The organism is Arthrobacter sp. ISL-72 (genome assembly GCF_018613755.1).
GTDB lineage: Bacteria > Actinomycetota > Actinomycetes > Actinomycetales > Micrococcaceae > Arthrobacter.
Window position 1 is genome coordinate 387,122 of record NZ_JAGGPP010000004.1, and the last position, 15,975, is coordinate 403,096.

At 66.7% G+C, this 15,975-nt stretch carries 15 protein-coding genes; 7 read left to right on the plus strand and 8 right to left on the minus strand.

Annotated features, from left to right (window positions below; genetic code table 11):
* Positions 1–48: 48 nt before the first annotated feature.
* From J7I92_RS04800 to J7I92_RS04810, 3 genes are all read left to right on the plus strand, one after another.
* A complete protein-coding gene (locus tag J7I92_RS04800) occupies positions 49–1,329 on the plus strand; it encodes an MFS transporter (protein ID WP_214837969.1) in 1,281 nt (426 codons plus the stop codon).
* Positions 1,326–2,006, plus strand: coding sequence for a FadR/GntR family transcriptional regulator (locus J7I92_RS04805; protein WP_214837973.1), 681 nt, complete (start codon positions 1,326–1,328; stop codon positions 2,004–2,006). The genes J7I92_RS04800 and J7I92_RS04805 overlap by 4 nt, the downstream gene beginning before the upstream one ends.
* 263 nt (positions 2,007–2,269) lie before the next feature.
* Positions 2,270–3,487, plus strand: coding sequence for an AI-2E family transporter (locus tag J7I92_RS04810; RefSeq protein ID WP_214837976.1), 1,218 nt, complete (start codon positions 2,270–2,272; stop codon positions 3,485–3,487).
* 215 nt (positions 3,488–3,702) lie between these two features.
* Here the strand turns inward: J7I92_RS04810 and J7I92_RS04815 are convergent, their stop codons facing one another.
* Complete coding sequence (locus tag J7I92_RS04815; protein ID WP_214837979.1) at positions 3,703–4,242, minus strand: hypothetical protein; 540 nt, start codon at positions 4,240–4,242, stop codon at positions 3,703–3,705.
* Between the two features lie 160 nt (positions 4,243–4,402).
* On the opposite strand from J7I92_RS04815, the gene J7I92_RS04820 reads away from it, so the two are divergent.
* Genes J7I92_RS04820 through J7I92_RS23715 form a run of 3 tightly spaced genes read left to right on the plus strand, consistent with a single transcriptional unit; the run spans position 4,403 to position 6,815 of the window.
* Positions 4,403–4,693, plus strand: coding sequence for a hypothetical protein (locus J7I92_RS04820; RefSeq protein ID WP_214837981.1), 291 nt, complete (start codon positions 4,403–4,405; stop codon positions 4,691–4,693).
* Between the two features lie 3 nt (positions 4,694–4,696).
* Complete coding sequence (locus tag J7I92_RS04825; RefSeq protein ID WP_214837983.1) at positions 4,697–5,524, plus strand: DUF1206 domain-containing protein; 828 nt, start codon at positions 4,697–4,699, stop codon at positions 5,522–5,524.
* 31 nt (positions 5,525–5,555) lie between these two features.
* A complete protein-coding gene (locus tag J7I92_RS23715) occupies positions 5,556–6,815 on the plus strand; it encodes an SRPBCC family protein (RefSeq protein WP_251039421.1) in 1,260 nt (419 codons plus the stop codon).
* Positions 6,816–6,949: 134 nt separating this feature from the next.
* Here the strand turns inward: J7I92_RS23715 and J7I92_RS04835 are convergent, their stop codons facing one another.
* The 5 genes from J7I92_RS04835 to J7I92_RS04855 form a co-directional block, all read right to left on the minus strand.
* Complete coding sequence (locus J7I92_RS04835; RefSeq protein ID WP_214837985.1) at positions 6,950–8,413, minus strand: FAD-dependent oxidoreductase; 1,464 nt, start codon at positions 8,411–8,413, stop codon at positions 6,950–6,952.
* Between the two features lie 51 nt (positions 8,414–8,464).
* Positions 8,465–9,751, minus strand: coding sequence for a uroporphyrinogen-III C-methyltransferase (gene cobA, locus J7I92_RS04840; protein WP_214837987.1), 1,287 nt, complete (start codon positions 9,749–9,751; stop codon positions 8,465–8,467).
* A 334-nt stretch (positions 9,752–10,085) separates the two neighbouring features.
* Positions 10,086–11,060 carry an ABC transporter permease gene (locus tag J7I92_RS04845; protein ID WP_214837989.1) on the minus strand — a complete coding sequence of 325 codons (975 nt, stop codon included), beginning with the start codon at positions 11,058–11,060 and terminating at the stop codon, positions 10,086–10,088.
* Positions 11,050–11,775, minus strand: a complete 726-nt coding sequence (locus tag J7I92_RS04850) for an ABC transporter ATP-binding protein (RefSeq protein WP_214837991.1) — start codon at positions 11,773–11,775, stop codon at positions 11,050–11,052. Before J7I92_RS04850 ends, J7I92_RS04845 begins: the two co-directional genes overlap by 11 nt.
* Positions 11,776–11,830: 55 nt before the next feature.
* Positions 11,831–12,967, minus strand: coding sequence for an ABC transporter substrate-binding protein (locus J7I92_RS04855; protein ID WP_214838217.1), 1,137 nt, complete (start codon positions 12,965–12,967; stop codon positions 11,831–11,833).
* A gap of 248 nt (positions 12,968–13,215) precedes the next feature.
* On the opposite strand from J7I92_RS04855, the gene J7I92_RS04860 reads away from it, so the two are divergent.
* Positions 13,216–13,542 carry a GYD domain-containing protein gene (locus J7I92_RS04860; protein WP_214837994.1) on the plus strand — a complete coding sequence of 109 codons (327 nt, stop codon included), beginning with the start codon at positions 13,216–13,218 and terminating at the stop codon, positions 13,540–13,542.
* 33 nt (positions 13,543–13,575) lie between these two features.
* Here J7I92_RS04860 and J7I92_RS04865 read toward each other — a convergent pair whose 3' ends face one another.
* Together J7I92_RS04865 and J7I92_RS04870 are read right to left on the minus strand one after the other, a co-directional pair.
* On the minus strand, positions 13,576–14,583 hold the full coding sequence (locus J7I92_RS04865; RefSeq protein WP_214837997.1) for a GTP pyrophosphokinase family protein: 1,008 nt from the start codon (positions 14,581–14,583) through the stop codon (positions 13,576–13,578).
* Between the two features lie 124 nt (positions 14,584–14,707).
* Complete coding sequence (locus tag J7I92_RS04870) at positions 14,708–15,874, minus strand: RtcB family protein (RefSeq protein WP_214837999.1); 1,167 nt, start codon at positions 15,872–15,874, stop codon at positions 14,708–14,710.
* Between the last annotated feature and the right edge of the window lie 101 nt (positions 15,875–15,975).

Genomic DNA, 15,975 nt, shown 5'->3' on the forward strand with positions numbered 1-15,975 from the left:
TGCCCACATCTTTACAAACATCAAACGTCTAACGTCTAATGTTTAAGCATGGCAACCACGACGACGGCACTTCCCGGAACTGACACCTCACCTACCGCACGGGTCAGCGCTGCCCGGCCGCGCGCCGTCGTCGTCCTCGGAATCCTTGCCGTTGTGCTGATCGGCCTCAACCTTCGCGCCGGCATCACGGGGGCGTCCGCCCTCCTGCATGACCTCCAGGAAGTGCTGGGCTACGGGCCGTTCATCGCCGCCGTGATCCCTTCCATTCCCACCCTGTGTTTTGCTGTCGCCGGCGCGGCTACTTCCTGGCTGACCCGGCGGGTGGGCGTGGAGAAGGCCATCCTGCTGGCCCTGGCAATGCTGGCCTTCGGACTCCTGCTGCGCGGCATCCCGTCCACCGGCATGCTGCTGGCAGGAACCGTCGTGGGCATGTCCGGGCTGGCCGTCTGCAACGTGGCCATGCCGTCCTTCATCCGTGAGCACTATGCCCACCGCACCTCCCTGATGACCGCCCTGTACACGGTGACCATGACCACCGGCGCCACGGTCACTGCGGTGATCATCGTGCCCGTCGCCCAGGCCCTGGGTTCGGAGTCGGCGGGGATGGGCTCCATCGGCCTGTTGTCCGTGGCCGCTTTCCTGGGGTTCCTGCCGGTAGCGCTGCATGCGCACCGGAATGCCTCCCCCGGCAGAGGCACGCACATCTCCCCGTGGCCGCTGCTGCGGACCCGCCAGGGCCTGCTGCTCACCGCCATCTTCACCCTCCAGGCACTCCTCGCGTACGCCGTGCTGAGCTGGTTCCCGTACATGCTCACCACCAACGGCCTTACCCCGGCGGACAGCGGCCTGATGTATGGGCTGATGCAGCTGGTCTCCGTTCCTGCCGGCATGGTGCTGATCGCCATCGGATCCCGCCCCAGGATGCTCCGCCCGGCGTTCTACCTGGCCAGCGTCACCATGGTCCTGGGCGTGGCCGCGCTGATGCTGCTGCCCGCAGCGCTCGCTTCCGTCCCGGCGGTGCTGCTGGGATTCGGCCTGGGCATCTTCCCGCTGGTGATGGTGATGATCAGCCGCAGCGGACGCACGACGGCGGAAACCACCGCCATGTCCACGCTCGCACAGTCGGTGGGTTACCTGCTCGCCACCGCGGGACCCTTTGGCATGGGGCTGCTGCACAGCGCCACGGGGGGCTGGACGGTACCGTTGATCCTGCTGCTGGCCATCGCCCTGGCCCAGATTGTGGTGGCCCACCTCCTCACCGGCAAGAAGCTGGCTGCCGCCGCCAGCACTGAACCATCCACGAAGACCTCGGCAAGGACCCGGCCATGACCCTCACTGCTTCGCACCGGCCGGTTCTGGCCGACGAGATCACCGGCAAGCTCCGCGGGATGATCCACTCCGGCGAATGGCAGCTGCAGGAAAAGATCCCCGCCGAGCCCGAGCTGATGGCCCGGCTGGGCGTCTCCCGGGGCACCCTGCGGGAGGCCATCAAGGCACTGGCCCACAGCGGCATGCTGGAGGTCCGCCGCGGCGACGGCACCTACGTGCGGGCCACGAGCGAGATCTCGGGCGCGGCGCAGCGCATGTACAAGGACCACACCCAGGAGCACATCCTCGAGGTCCGCGTCGCCCTGGACACGCAGGCGGCCCGGCTGGCCGCCCGGAACGCCACGGCAGAGCAGGTGGCCGCCATGAGGGAGCTGCTGGTGCTGCGCGACGACGGCTGGAACTCCGAGGACTACGCCGCCTGGGCACGCGCCGACTGGGAATTCCACGTTCTGGTGGCGCTGGCAACGGGCAATCCCCTGCTGCACGAGCTGTACGTCAGCTTTGGCGGCGTTTTCCACGCCGACCTGCTCCGGCAGCACCGCCGAAGCGGCTTCAACGGACTCCCGGACGAAGGCCACGGCCAGCTGGTGGATGCCATCGAGTCGCACGACGAAGCCGCGGCCGTGGAGAGCGTCAACCGAAACCTGAACTCCTGCGCGGAGTGGCTCGGGGTTTAGCCGCCCCCGGCCCCCCGGCCTGAACCCCCGCCCCCGCCGCTGCGAGTTTTTGTCCATATCGAGGGACTTAAACGTCGTTTAAGTCCCTCGATATGGACAAAAACTCCAAGGGGCCGGCGAAAACTCAACGGCGCGGAGGGATCTGCCGCGTTCATGGGGTTTCGCCAGGCCACAATCCATCAGTAGGCTTACTATCTGACTGAGGTAGTTATGCCTGCAGCGTGCACCGGTGCGCAGACACCCGCCGACGATGAGGAGTTCCCATGGCGCGATCAACACGCTTGACCGAACAGGAGTTGGACACCGGGCCAGTCCGGCGGGCAACAGTGGAGGAAACGCCCCGGGAAGGGCACACTCCGGGGACCGTAAAGCAACCAAAGGAACCCAGGCCGCCAAGCGCACTATGGGCCGACAAACTGGGCAGAGTGGGCATCCGCGCTGCCCAGATCCTGCTGATCCTCACGGTGGCCGTAGTGTCCGTATACGCCCTGATGCAGATCAAGCTCCTGGTCATTCCGATCTTGATAGCCCTGATCCTTGCCGCGGCCATCGGCCCCTTCGTCAACATGCTCCGGCGGCGCGGCCTCCCGGGCGGAGTCGCTACCGGGCTGGCGTTTGCGGCACTGATGCTGTTGCTGGCCGGCGTTTCCACCGTGATCTACTTCTCGGTCCGCAACCAGTGGGGCGAGCTGGTCCAGCAGGCCTCTTCCGGATTGGATGAGCTGGAGAAGTTCCTGCTGACCGGCCCCATCCCCCTTGAGCAGGAACAGCTCGACCAGGCGCGGGAGGGAATCGTCCAGTTCGCCACCAGCAGCCAGGTCCGCTCGGGCGCCATCACCGGGCTCTCGGTGGTCACGGAGTTCATCGCGGGAGCCAGCCTCATGGTGGTCATCCTGTTTTTCTTCCTCAAGGACGGCGCCAAGATCTGGAACTTCTTCCTCCGTCCCTTCACGGGCCAGCGCGAGGCGAAGCTCCGCCGGGTGGGCCGGCGCACCCTTGCGGTGCTGGGCGGCTACGTCCGGGGCACCGCCATCGTTGCCCTGGTCGACACTGTGGCCATCGGAGCGGCACTGCTGATCATGCAGGTTCCGCTGGCCTTCCCGCTGGCCATCATCGTCTTTATCACCGCCTTCATCCCGCTGGTGGGCGCCACCGTGGCCGGCATCCTGGCCGCCCTGGTCGCCCTCGTGGCCAATGGACCGGTGGTTGCTTTGATCGTGGTGGCAGTGGTCATCGCCGTCAACCAGCTGGAGGGCGACCTCCTGCAGCCGATTGTCATGGGCAAGTCGCTGCAGCTCCATGCCCTCGTGATCCTGATGGCACTGACCGCCGGCACCATCCTTGCCGGCATCATCGGCGCAGTGCTGTCCGTTCCGCTGGCCGCCGTGGCGTGGGCCATCATCCAGGTGTGGACGGCGGAGGATCCCAACCTGGAGGACATGAACCCCGACCTGCCGCTGCCCAACACCGAGCCCGTCTGACCACCCTCCGACGTCCCCGCCGCTCCCCTTCCCCGTCGCACCCTTGGAGTTTTTGTCCACTTATGGCGACCTTAGGGGCGTTTTGGTCCCTTTATCTGGACAGAAACTCCGTGGGAGGGAGTTGGCGTAACGCACGACGACGGCCGGCACCCGGGTGCCGGCCGTCGTCGTGCGTTTCCTGCTTTAACAGCCGCCGGGGCGCCTGCCCTTGGGTACTAGGAGCTGCGGAGACCCGCGAAGACGTTCTTGGGCCGCTGCATCTCGCCGTGCTTGGCTCCAAGGATGATCACAGCCGCGGCAAACGCCGGGATGGCCCACTGCAGCATCTTGAGCTGCTGCTGCGCCGCCTTCAGCTCGTCGGAGGCCTCCGGCCGCGGCTCGGTGGCGCCTTCGGCACCCTCGCCGGCAAGCTTTTCAACCTTCTTGCCGAGGATGCCGGAGTACAGGGTCACGGCCGCACCCAGCACGGTCACCGCCGTCTTGACCACCGTGTCCCGCGCAACGCCGTCCTGCTTGGCGATGCGGCCCTTGTTTTCCCATGCAATCGCGAGGTCCGCCACCAGGTGTGAAGCAAACGCTGCGGTCTGGAACGGCGCCCATTTCATCCAGCCGGCACTGGAGAGCCGGGTCCTTTCGGAGGGGTCCTTGGCTTCCGCTGCTGCACCGTTCAGGCCGATGGCACCCATCAGGGATCCACCAAACCACGCCGCTGCCGTCAGGTCGTGGACTGACCGGGCAATAAGATTTCCTGCCATGATGTGCATTCCTAACGTTGAAGTGGTCGAGATGCCGCTCCCGCGGATTTGCCGGGCGCTGGGTCACTGTCCGGCAATATCGCGGTCCGCCCATGGTAAGCACACTTACTAATGTTACGAAAGCCCGTCTTGCAAGCGGTGACCGCGTAATATCGTCGGCATGGGAACCACAGGGACTTTGTTTGGCTGGGCCTTCGGTGACCCCGCCCGCGCCCATGAAAGCAGTTATCTCGACGGCCTTGAGCGGGCGGCCCTTGGAAATGCCCGCGACACGGCGGAAGCGAAGGGGGTGGCCGTGGTGCCAGGTTCTGAAGTCTTCACGGTCCTGAGCGCCGACGAGACCCTCGTGGAGCTGGACAACGCACCCGGAAAACTCGTGGTCCGATGCACCGTGCACGTCGAAGGACCGCACGCGGAAAGACTGCGTGCCGAAGGACCAATGAACGGCTAGCCGATGTCGGACGGAGGATCCACCATCAGCGACGCCGCGGACGCCGTCGAGGAGGCGTCCAATGCCAAGGCCCTGGACGTCCTGGCACGGTCGGGCTTTGCCGTCATGGCCCTGCTCCACATTGTTGTCGGGGCCATCTCAATCGCCGTTGCCTTTGGCCAGCCCGGGCAGGCGGAAGCCACCGGCGCGATTGAACAACTCGCCGCAAACCCGTGGGGCCCCGCCGTGATGTGGGCCTGCGTGGCGGCATGCACCGGACTGGCATTGTGGCAGGCAAGCGAGGCCACCCTGCGCGCCCGCCACCTTCCGCGCAAGGAGCGGGTGGGCAAGCTCATCTCGTCCGGTTTCCTGGCGATCGCCTACGGCAGCGTGGGGCTCAGCTTTGCCGGCTTCGGCGTGGGGCTGCGCGGGGATTCGGGCGACAGCACGCGGGACTTCAGCAGTTCGCTGATGGCCTCCCCGGCAGGCCTGTGGGTGCTGGTGGTCCTGGGCCTGACCATCATGGGCATCGGCGTCTACTTCGTGGCCAAGGGAATCCGGCGGGGCTTCAAGGAGGAACTCTTCCACTTCGACGGCACCCGGCGCGGCAGGCTCATCGATACCCTGGGCGTCACCGGCCATACCGCCAAGGGCGTCGCCCTGAACCTCGCCGGACTGCTCTTCGTCATCGCCGCCGCCAAGCACCGCCCCGAGGAATCCACCGGACTGGACGGCAGCCTCAAAGCACTCCGCGACCACCCGTTCGGCCCGTACCTGCTCGTCGCCATCGGGGCCGGGTTCATCGCCTACGGGAGCTTTGCCCTGATCCGCGCCCGGTTCGGACGGATGTAGTTCCACCTGTTGACAGAATAGGAAGGAAGCCATGACGGACCACGAACCAAGGAACGCCGCCGCCGAAGCCGCGGTGGCCGTTGAAACCGCAGGCATCACCGAAACGGCAGGCCGAGCGTTTGCGGCGATGTTCCGGGCCCTCAAACTGGCGCGGCCTGACCGCCCGATCCATCCGGAAGGCGTAGGCCTTGAAGGTGAACTCACCAGGACCGGGGAGCACGGCCGGCCCAGCGGGATTGACTGGCTCGACGCTCCCGGCGTCGACCCGGTTAAGGCCAGGTTCTCCCGCTCCGTGGGACTGCCGCAGACGCTTCCGGACATCCTGGGGCTCGCCCTCCGCATCACAACGTCCGACGGCGGCACGGCCGGCGCCGCGTCCGGCGAGGGCACGTCCGACGGCGGCACAGCGGACGTGCTGTTTGCCTCCACCGGCTGGAAGGTTCCGGGCAGATTCCTGCTGATGCCCAAGCTCGACGTCGCCGGCGCTGCGCTGACAACCCTCATGCCCTACCGCGGCCGCAAGGGTCCCGTGCTGCTGGGGCTGCGGACCGTGAGCCTGCCGTCGGGGTCGCTGGGTTCGGGGGAATGGGTCCTCGGACTTTATTGGGCCAGTCCGGCGGGACCTTGGCGGCAATGCGGGGAGCTGCGCCTGAGCGCCGCGCCGGAACCCTCGGACATTCGCATGCGTTTCAATCCGCTGGAAAATCAGCCTCCCGGCGCCCGGACCTACGCGTGGACCCGGCGCCTCCGGGAGCGCTCCTACCGGGCGGCGCAGCGGCCGGCTCCCGCCGCCGTCGTACGCTCAACCGCAGCCAACCAAGCCCGCTCAGCCACCACAGGAAGGGATTCCATGTCCACCGTTTCCAAGACTTTCCTCACCCCGCCCGCCGACGTCTGGAAGGTGATTGCGGACGGCTGGCTCTACTCCGGCTGGGTCGTGGGCGCGTCCAGAATCAGGGACGTGGATGCGCTGTGGCCCGCTACCGACGCCGTGCTTCACCACTCGGTGGGAGCGTGGCCGCTGCTGATCAACGACAAGACCCTGGTGACGGCGTCGGACCCGGGGAAGTCCATCGAGCTGATCGCCCGGGGCTGGCCGCTGGGAGAGGCCAAAGTGGTGATCACCCTGGAGCCCGACGGGGCCGGCTGCAAGGTGACCATCGCCGAGGACGCCATCAAAGGCCCGGGCGTGATGATCCCCAAGTTCATCCGGGACCCGCTGATCTCCGTCCGGAACAAGGAAACCCTGAACCGCCTGGAGCTGATGGCCTCGGGCGGCGCGGGCCAGTGACGCCGCCGGCTTAGCGAACCAACAAACGGGCCAACCAACAAACGCGCGAACCGGCAGGTAATGACGTCAAACCCGAAGTTTGAGGTCATTAGCTGCCGGTTCGCGCGCCAGGAAAGCGCCAGGAAACGAAGACGCTAGACGCTGGCGGCCACGCCGTCACGGGAGATGGACACCATGTCCTCGCGCGGCACAACCTTGACCCGCTCACGGGTAACCTGAACGCCGTGCGAGCCGGTCTCGGTGGCCTTCTCGCCGAGGCCGCGCTCGTGTGCGTCCAGTGCCAGCCAGCCTTCCCAGCTGGTGTACTGCACGCCGCGGTTCTCCAGGAGTTCGACGACGGCATCCGGCGCCGGCGACGCGGCCAGCGGCAGGTTTTCGCGGTCTTCGAGCAGGTAGGTCACGGTTTCGAGGGCGTCGCCCTTGGTGTGGCCGATGAGGCCCACCGGGCCACGCTTGATCCAGCCGGTGGCGTAGATGCCCGGCACATGGGTGCCGGAGGCGTCCAGGACGCGGCCGCCGTCGTTCGGTACAACACCCTTCTTGTGGTCGAACTCGACCTCGGGCAGGGCGGAGCCGAAGTAGCCGATGGCGCGGTAGACGGCCTGGACAGGGTAGTCCACGAACTCGCCGGTGCCGCGGGCGTTGCCCGTGCCGTCCAGCTCGGTGCGCTCGAACTTGATGCCGGCAACGCGGCCGGGGGTCTCGGCGTCGTCGTACACCTCGACCGGGCTGTGCAGGAAGTGCAGGTGCAGGCGGCGGGAGGCCTTGAGCTCGGAGACGTCCTCCGGCTGCTCGGCGATCCAGTTGGTGAGCGTGCCAACCATGGTCTTAGTCTGGTTGTTGGTCTGGACCTGGCGGTCGGATTCCTCGTCGAACTCGAAGTCCTCGGGGTAGAGGATGATGTCGACGTCCTTGGAGTGGCTCAGCTCGCGCAGTTCCAGCGGGGTGAACTTCACCTGGGCCGGGCCGCGGCGGCCGAAGACGTGCACGTCGGTGACCGGCGATGTCTTGAGGCCGGCGTAGACGTTGTCCGGGATTTCGGAGACGAGGAGGTCGTCGGCGTGCTTGGAAAGCATGCGGGCCACGTCGAGGGCCACGTTGCCGTTGCCGATGACGGCGATTTCCTTGGCGTCCAGCGGCCATTCGCGGGGCACGTCGGGGTGGCCGTCGTACCAGGACACGAAGTCGGCGCCGCCGTAGGAGCCTTCGAGTTCGATGCCCGGGATGTTCAGGTCCGCGTCCTTGATGGCGCCGGTGGCGAAGATGACGGCGTCGTAGTGGGTGCGGAGGTCCTCGATGGAGAGGTCCGTTCCGTAGTCGACGTTGCCGAAGAATCGAATATCTCCCCGGTCCAGGACCTTGTGCAGGGCGTTCACGATGCCCTTGATCCGCGGGTGGTCCGGAGCCACGCCGTAGCGGATCAGGCCGTAGGGCGCCGGGTAGCGGTCAAAGAGGTCGATGCTCACGGTCAGTTCGCCGCTCTTGACGGCTTCGCTCTTGGTGAGGATGTCGGCGGCGTAGACGCCTGCGGGGCCGGAACCCACGACGGCGACCCGGAGCGGGCGGGCGGCAGAACCTACGGTGGTGCTAGTTGACACGGCTGTGTTCCTTTTTTCTGTCACTGGTGGGGGCTACGGGCTACTGTGGGGCTACGGGGTGAGGACGCGGGTGGTTCTCGGGGCGGCGCTGGAACTGCGGGGGCGGTTCGGGGCGGTGGTGCTGTAGTCGGCGGTCTTGAAGTGCGACGGCGCGAACGGGCTGACGCGGACAACGTCACCGATCACGATCACCGCGGGATTTGCGACGCCGGTGGCCTCCGCCTGGTCAGCGATGGAACCGAGAGTGCCGATGGTTACGCGCTGGTTGGGCAGATAACCATTCTCAACGATGCCAACTGGAGTGTCCTGAGGCAAACCGGCACCGGCCAGGGCGGCGGCGGATTCGCGGAGCTGGCCCACTCCCATGAGCAGCACGATGGTGTGGTCCGCACGGGCCGGGACCTCGGACAGCTCTTCGTGACCGGTGACCACGCTGAAGCCCTTGGCCAAGCCGCGGTGCGTCACGGGGATGCCTGCTGCTGCAGGAACGGAGATGGCCGATGTCACACCGGAGACCACTTCAACCTCGACGCCGTGCTGGCGGCAGAATTCGGCTTCCTCGCCGCCGCGGCCCAGGACGTAGGGGTCGCCACCTTTGAGCCGGACCACACGGTGGCCGTTGAGGGCCTCCTCGACGAGGATGCGGTTGATCTCGGCCTGCGGCACGGGGTGGTGGCCGGGGGTCTTGCCCACTTCGATGACGCGGACGTCGGGGGCGAGTTCGTTGAGCAGTTCGCGCGGGCCGAGGCGGTCGGCAACCACGACGTCGGCCTGGCCCAGCAGCCGGCGGCCGCGGACGGTGATGAGGCCGGTGTCGCCGGGCCCGCCGCCGACGAGTGCCACGGTGCCCGCGGAGGCACGGCGGCGGCGCAGCGGAAGGTCGCCGGTTTCCAGTGCGGTGGCGACGGCATCGCGCAGTGCCATGGCGCGGCGCGGGTCTCCCCCGGCGTTCACCGCGATCTGCACATCGTCCACCACGGCCACGGCGGGGGTCCAGGCGGCGGATGCTTCGTGGTCGGAGGCGTTGACGCACCAGACGCGCTGCGCTTCGGCGTCGGCCGATACCTGTGCGTCCACGGCGGAATCGCCGGTGGCGGTCTGGACGAACCAGACGCCGTCGACGTCGGAAGTGCGGTAGGGGCGCTGCTCCCAGGTGAGGAGTCCGCCGTCGGCGAGTTCCTCAAGTCCCGAAGTGGCAGCGGGGGCAACCACGGTTACCCGGGCACCGGCGTCGAGCAGGCCCTTGGCGCGGCGCGTGGCCACCGGCCCGCCGCCCACCACCAGTACGGGGCGGCCCAGCAGGCGCAGTGCCGTGGGGTAGATATCCTGAATTGCCATAAATCGACGATAGGGCCGCGTCATATACCGGAACAACGGCGCGGAAACACCAGTTCACGTAAGGTAACGCTGCGTCACAATGCTTGTGGGCACAGTCGCCGCCGTCGTCCTCCGCCCGCCACCGTCACCGGCGCGTCGTGGGCCGCCGTCCTGGGCGGCGCCGCCGTCGTGGGGCACATTGCCGGCCATTCGCCCCGAAACCGGCCCAATCCCCCGGCGTGTCCGTGTCGAAGTGCCCCACTTCGGCGTCGAGGGAAAGAGCTGAGGAACAAAGCAGCAGAGCCCGACGGCGGGACTCGCCGTCGGGCTCTGCTGTTGAGTCGGTGTGAGGTGCCTAGCGGGTGCTGCCGGCGAGGAGGCCGCGGCGGCGCAGGAGGCGCTTTTCGATGGGCGCGAAGACCAGCAGTTCGATCAGGATGCCGACCGCGAGGATGAGCAGGATCGCGGACATCACGACTGTCATGTCGGCGAGGTCGCGGCCCTGGTTGAGCATGGAGCCCAGGCCGAACCCGATGGTGCCGCCCACGGCGATGATTTCCGCGGCCATGAGGGAGCGCCAGGAGAACGCCCAGCCCTGCTTCAACCCGCTCAGGTAGCCGGGCAGGGCAGCGGGAAGGATGATCTGCACGGCCATCTGCAGCCGGGACGCGCCCAGGACGGTGCCGACGCTGCGGTACTGCGGCGGGATCTGGTCCACGCCGGAGATCAGGCCGTTGATGATGGACGGGATGGCGCCCATGAACACCACAAAGTACACGGTGGCGTCCGTGAGGCCGAACCAAATGATCGCCGCTGGCACCCAGGCCACGGAAGGCAGCACCTGCAGCCCGGAGATCAGCGGACCGAAAGCGCGGCGCAACGGAGCCACCTGTGCGAGCAGCAGTCCGATCGGGGTGGCGATGGCAACACTAATGAGGAAGCCCACCAGCCCGCGCTGCAGCGACGTCCAGACGGCTTCCTGCAGCGACCCCTCGGCCCACAGCGTGCCGAACTGGCCCAGCACATCGAGCGGCCCGGGCACCAGGTCCCGCCGCTTGAGGCCCAGCGACACGTAGAACTGCCATGCCAGGATCAGGACCACGAGCGCCGCGACCGGGAGCAGGATGCGGCTCCAGTCGATGCGCACCGCCCGGGCTGCGTCGGACTGCAGGGAATCAAGGCCGGATTCGAGCTCGCGAAGGTCTTCGTTGCCGGTGGAGGAACGCGTCAGGGCGGCGTGGACCTTCTCAGCGGACGAAGCGTCGGACGAAGCGCCGGATGCTTCCCCGGGAGCGGGGGCTTCGGCAAGGGGGGTGGTGTTACTTGGCATGGCGGCGGATCTCCTCTCGCAGCCGGGCAGTGATGACCCCGGTCAGCTGTCCGGCAAGTCCGGCGTCGGTTCGGTGTTCCTCGGTGACGTTCCATTCCTGGACCACGCGGCCGGGGCGGGAGGACAGCAGGAGCACCCGCTGGCCCAGCCGGACGGCTTCGCGGACGTTGTGCGTCACAAAAACGATGGTGCGTCCGGTTTCCTTCCAGATGCGTTCCAGTTCGTCGTGGAGGAGGTCGCGGGTGATGGCGTCAAGGGCGGCAAACGGCTCGTCCATCAGGAGCAGCTGCCGGTCCTGGGCCAGGGAACGCGCCAGGGAGACGCGCTGGCGCATGCCGCCGGAAAGTTCATGGGGGCGCTTGTCGCCGGCTCCGCCCAGGTGGACGAGGTCCAGGAGTTCGTTGGCCTTGGTCCGGCGGTCCGCCTTGCCCACGCCGCGCAGCTTCAGGGCGAGCTCGATGTTCTCCCTCGCCGTCAGCCACGGGAAGAGGGCGGCGTCCTGGAACATAAAGGCCGCGCCGTCGCTGGGAACCTCAAGGGCGCCCGACGTCGGGAGTTCCAGTCCCGCCATGATGTTCAGCAGGGTGGACTTGCCGCAGCCGGAGGCGCCAAGGAGGGCAACGAACTCGCCTTGGGCGATGTTGGCGTTGACGTCGTCCAGCACCGGGGCGCCGTCGCCGAAGCGTTTACCCAGGTTTTCCAGTACGACTGGCATGGTCCTGTCCTTACGTTGATGGGGCTGGAAGTTGTGCTGCGGATGGTCGTGGGGATTAGTCCCTGCCCAGGCCGGCCGCGGAGGCCGGGTCGCCGCCGGTTTCGCCGGTGATGCTGTTCAGTGCGGTGAGGTCGAAGATGCCGTTGATGTCCGCCTGCTTGGTGGTGCCGGCCTCCACGCCGTCCTGCAGCAGCTTCTTGTAGGTTCCGGCCAGCGGGTCCACGGTGAAGACGATGTTCTGCAGCGACCGGTCGATGACGTCGGCCGGCAGTGCGGCGCCGCCGTTTTCCTTCAGCGCGGCGTTCAGCACGCTGGCCTTTTCCGCGGCGGGGGTGTCGTTGAGCCATTTCACTGATTCAGCGTGGCCCTTGAGGAGTGCCTTGACCGTGTCCGGGTGCTCGGCGGCGAACTTCTTGTTCACGATCAGGATGGTGGTGGGGAACTCGCCCGGCTTGCCGGTCAGGGATCCGTCCCACAGGTCCTTCTCGTCCACCAGGACCTTCGCGCCGGCCTGCAAAACCAGCCGGGACGCCCACGGCTCGGGCAGCCACGCGCCGTCGAGCTTGCCGTCCTGGAACAGCTTCAGGGTCTGCGCATTCTCAGTCGGGTTGATGGCCACGTCGCCGCTGCCGTCAGTGCTGGTCTTGTAGCCCTGCCCCGCGAGCCAGGCCCGGAGCGCCACGTCCTGCGTGCCGCCCAGCTGCGGCGAGGCCAGGGTCTTGCCCTTCAAATCCGCCGCCGAAGCAATCCCGGGCTTCACCACCAGCTGCGCCCCGCCGGCCGCAGCGCCGGCGATGATGCTCACGGACTCGCCCTGGCTCTTGACGAACGAGTTGATGGCCGGGTTCGGACCGATGTATGTCGCGTCGATCGCGCCGGCATTCAGCGCCTCGATCGCTGCGGGCCCGGCGTTGAACACCTGCGTGCTGAGCTTGGTTTCGCCCAAGTTCTTTGCGATGAAGCCCTGCTTGACTCCCACGAGGGCCGGGGCGTGCGTGACATTGCCGAAATAGCCCAGCTTCAACTCTGCGGCAGGGGTTGGTGCCGCTGCCTGGGCTTCGCTGTTGCGGGAAAGTGTTGACGCCACCACGGCACCGGCGGCAATGAGCAGCACCAGGCCGAGGGCAACCAGAACCTCGACGGCGCGCCTGCGCTTCGGCTTGTTGCTCTCTCCTGCCACGATGCGGATCATTCGGGGCTGGGGACTTGTCATTGTTTCACCATAGGGAGTGTCACAAACGAGGTTCAACGACTCGGAAACCCGGGGTCACGCGCGTTCATGCAGCGTCATATTCGCGACACACAGGGCAAGGCCATTCCCGGCGAGGCAAGAGAGCGGGCCCATTGCTGCGCTGGCGGCAGACTGCCATTCTTGCTGGATCGGCACCATCGGCACTATCGAGACGAAGGAACGTCCGACACCAAGGAAAGGACCAGACGATGCCGCTCTACCTGTCGAAGTTCAGCTACACACCTGAGACCTGGGCGAAACTGATCAACAACCCCGAGGACCGCAGGAAAGCCGCCCAGACCTACATCGAATCCGTCGGCGGCAAACTCCACGGCTTCTGGTACGCCTTCGGCTCGCATGACGGCTTTAATCTCTGGGAAGCACCCGACAACGTGTCCATGGCCGCTGTGGCCCTGGCCATCAGCGGAGGCGGCGCGCTGAGCTCCTTCGACACCACGGTGCTCCTGACCGTCGACGAAACAATGGAGGCCCTGCGCAAGGCCGAGCAGATCAAGTACCGGCGTCCGGGCACCTGACTTTCCAGACTCCCCCCGACTGCAGGCGGCCCGTCAGTCCTGCATGCGTTCCAGCCGGTACACCAGCTTCGACTCGCGTTTGGGGTCGTCCCCCAAGGACTTAGTGCGGGAGATGTAGCCGGTGCCCCAGGTCTTCAGCAGGAAGTCGTCGGCAATCCGCACGTGGCCCGCGGGGAACTTGTAGTCCATTTTCTTGGCCACGGCGGACCAGTCGGCGGCGCCGAAAAGCTCCTCGGCGTCGGCCACGGTCCGCACGCCGTTGGCGGCCAGCAGGTCCCCCAGCCAGCCGTACTGCCGGGCCTGGCTGCGGGGGTGATCCGAGAGCAGCCGGGCCAGCATGTCCTGAAGGATGTCGCCGGTGAGCTCCGTGGCGGGGCTTGGCGCGAACTCGGCGGTGCTTTCGGCCTGGCGGCGTTTGACGATGTCGTTGATCGCCGAGAACTGGGCGTCGGCGAGTTCAATCAGCGTCGAGGCCATGGTGAACGCGCGGTCCACTTCCGCATTGGCCTCGGCGCCGCCCTTGTAGCGGATGTCGTGTTCGAAGGCGGCCCACGCATGCTGCAGCACGGTCCGGATCTGGACCTCGAACCGCTCCCCGATGAAGGTCTGGCAGCCCACGGGAACATTTTCGGCAGGGACTTGGAGGATGAGGTGCCGGCCGGCGTAGCCGATCTGGCCGCTGCGCCGCTGGGAGCTGGTCTTGTCGTCGTCCTCGCGGCAGTGGAATTGCCCCTTCAGGGCCGTTGCCACGTCCGCGATGTCCGGTTCCAGGAACATGATGACGCGGACGCCGATGAGGTCGTCGAGCTGCTCGAGGCCGCGTTCATACTTGAACCTGCCGTCGGCCGTGAGCCGGTCCAGTTTTCCCTTCACGGAGCCGGGGTCCTTGACCCGGGCCTGGACGGTGTGGTGGTTCAGGCCGTCGTCCCGGAGCCTGGCGCGGATGGCGTGTCCGATGGCCACGGACGCCTGGTTCAGCCGGGGCAGCATCGCCGCGTAATGCTCCAGCGAGCTGGCAACAACTGCCTCATGATCTTGCACCGTTCCCCCTCAGACCACTGCAGGCCGTGTACCCAGCAGAGTATCCAAGCCTACGGGTTTCAGCCACTGCAACGCCTCACTGCAAGGCAGAAGGCCCTCGTCCCTCGGCCCTGCAGTGCCATGCTCAATCCCCCTTGACGTTGATCAGCTGCCGAAGGGTGTGACGGATCCTCACCAGGTCCTGCGCGTCGCGCATCACGACGTCAATGGGCTTGTACGCCGCTGGAATCTCGTCAATAAAGGCCTCGGTAGCGCGGAATTCGATTCCGTCCATTGCCCTTTTCAGCTCGGCCAGGGAGAACGCCTTGCGCGCCGCTGTCCGCGAGTACTCGCGGCCCGCACCGTGCGGCGAGGAATTGAGTGACGCCGGGTTGCCCAGTCCCTCCACCACGTACGACGCCGTCCCCATGGAACCTGGAATGAGTCCGGGATCGCCGTGCTCGGCTTTGATCGCCCCCTTCCGGGACACCCAGACCGACTTGCCGTAATGCGTCTCCTGCCGGGTGAAGTTGTGATGGCAGTTGATCCGCTCACGTTCCCGCACCGGCGCGCCCGCCCACTTGCCGAACTGGGTGCTGACACGCTCCATCATTTCTTCCCGGTTCAGGAGGGCGAAGTGCTGGGCCCAGCGCAGCTCCGCGATGTACCGGTCGAATTCGGGCGTGCCTTCCTCCAAGTGTGCAAGGTCCGGGTCGGGCAGCCGGATCTTCTTCTTTGCCGCCACATGCTGGGCGACGCCGATGTGATGCTGGGCGATCTTGTTGCCGACGCCGCGTGAGCCGGAATGCAGGAACAGCCAGACGGCATCGGTTTCGTCGGCACAGACCTCGATGAAGTGGTTGCCCGATCCCAGCGAGCCCAGCTGGAGTTCCCACTTCGCCACGTACTGCGCCGGGTTGAAGCCGGCTTTGGCTGCCAGCTGTCGCAGCTCCGCGATCCGCGGCTCGGCTGAGGCCGTGACGTTCCTGTTGTTGTGGCCCGCCGAGAGGGGAACGGCCCGTTCGATGGCCTCGCGCAGCCGTTTGCGGTCCTTCGGCAGGTCCTTCAGCGAATACTGCGTCCGTACCGCGATCATCCCGCAGCCGATGTCCACGCCCACGGCGGCAGGAATGACCGCGTGCAGGGTGGGAATCACGGAGCCCACGGTTGCGCCTTTGCCCAGGTGGGCGTCCGGCATCAGCGCCAGATGCGGATGTATGAAGGGCAGCCGTGACGTTCTCAGGGCCTGCTCGCGAGTCTTGTCGTCCAGGATCGAGGCCCAGTTGAGCAGCTTGCTGTTGATGGTCTCCACGTTTCGCCTCCCACCGTTAAGAATACGAAACGACAAAACCGCGGCTTGTTCGCGAGCCCTGACCGTAAGGGTCCGGATCTGCGAACAAGCCGCGGTTTCTC

Bases quoted from the DNA above. Each gene is read 5' to 3' on its own strand.
- J7I92_RS04800 (WP_214837969.1), top strand. From the start codon at position 49: ATGGCAACCACGACGACGGCACTTCCCGGAACTGACACCTCACCTACC.
- J7I92_RS04805 (WP_214837973.1), top strand. From the start codon at position 1,326: ATGACCCTCACTGCTTCGCACCGGCCGGTTCTGGCCGACGAGATCACC.
- J7I92_RS04810 (WP_214837976.1), top strand. From the start codon at position 2,270: ATGGCGCGATCAACACGCTTGACCGAACAGGAGTTGGACACCGGGCCA.
- J7I92_RS04815 (WP_214837979.1), bottom strand. From the start codon at position 4,242: ATGGCAGGAAATCTTATTGCCCGGTCAGTCCACGACCTGACGGCAGCG.
- J7I92_RS04820 (WP_214837981.1), top strand. From the start codon at position 4,403: ATGGGAACCACAGGGACTTTGTTTGGCTGGGCCTTCGGTGACCCCGCC.
- J7I92_RS04825 (WP_214837983.1), top strand. From the start codon at position 4,697: ATGTCGGACGGAGGATCCACCATCAGCGACGCCGCGGACGCCGTCGAG.
- J7I92_RS23715 (WP_251039421.1), top strand. From the start codon at position 5,556: ATGACGGACCACGAACCAAGGAACGCCGCCGCCGAAGCCGCGGTGGCC.
- cobA (WP_214837987.1), bottom strand. From the start codon at position 9,751: ATGGCAATTCAGGATATCTACCCCACGGCACTGCGCCTGCTGGGCCGC.
- J7I92_RS04845 (WP_214837989.1), bottom strand. From the start codon at position 11,060: ATGCCAAGTAACACCACCCCCCTTGCCGAAGCCCCCGCTCCCGGGGAA.
- J7I92_RS04850 (WP_214837991.1), bottom strand. From the start codon at position 11,775: ATGCCAGTCGTACTGGAAAACCTGGGTAAACGCTTCGGCGACGGCGCC.
- J7I92_RS04855 (WP_214838217.1), bottom strand. From the start codon at position 12,967: ATGATCCGCATCGTGGCAGGAGAGAGCAACAAGCCGAAGCGCAGGCGC.
- J7I92_RS04860 (WP_214837994.1), top strand. From the start codon at position 13,216: ATGCCGCTCTACCTGTCGAAGTTCAGCTACACACCTGAGACCTGGGCG.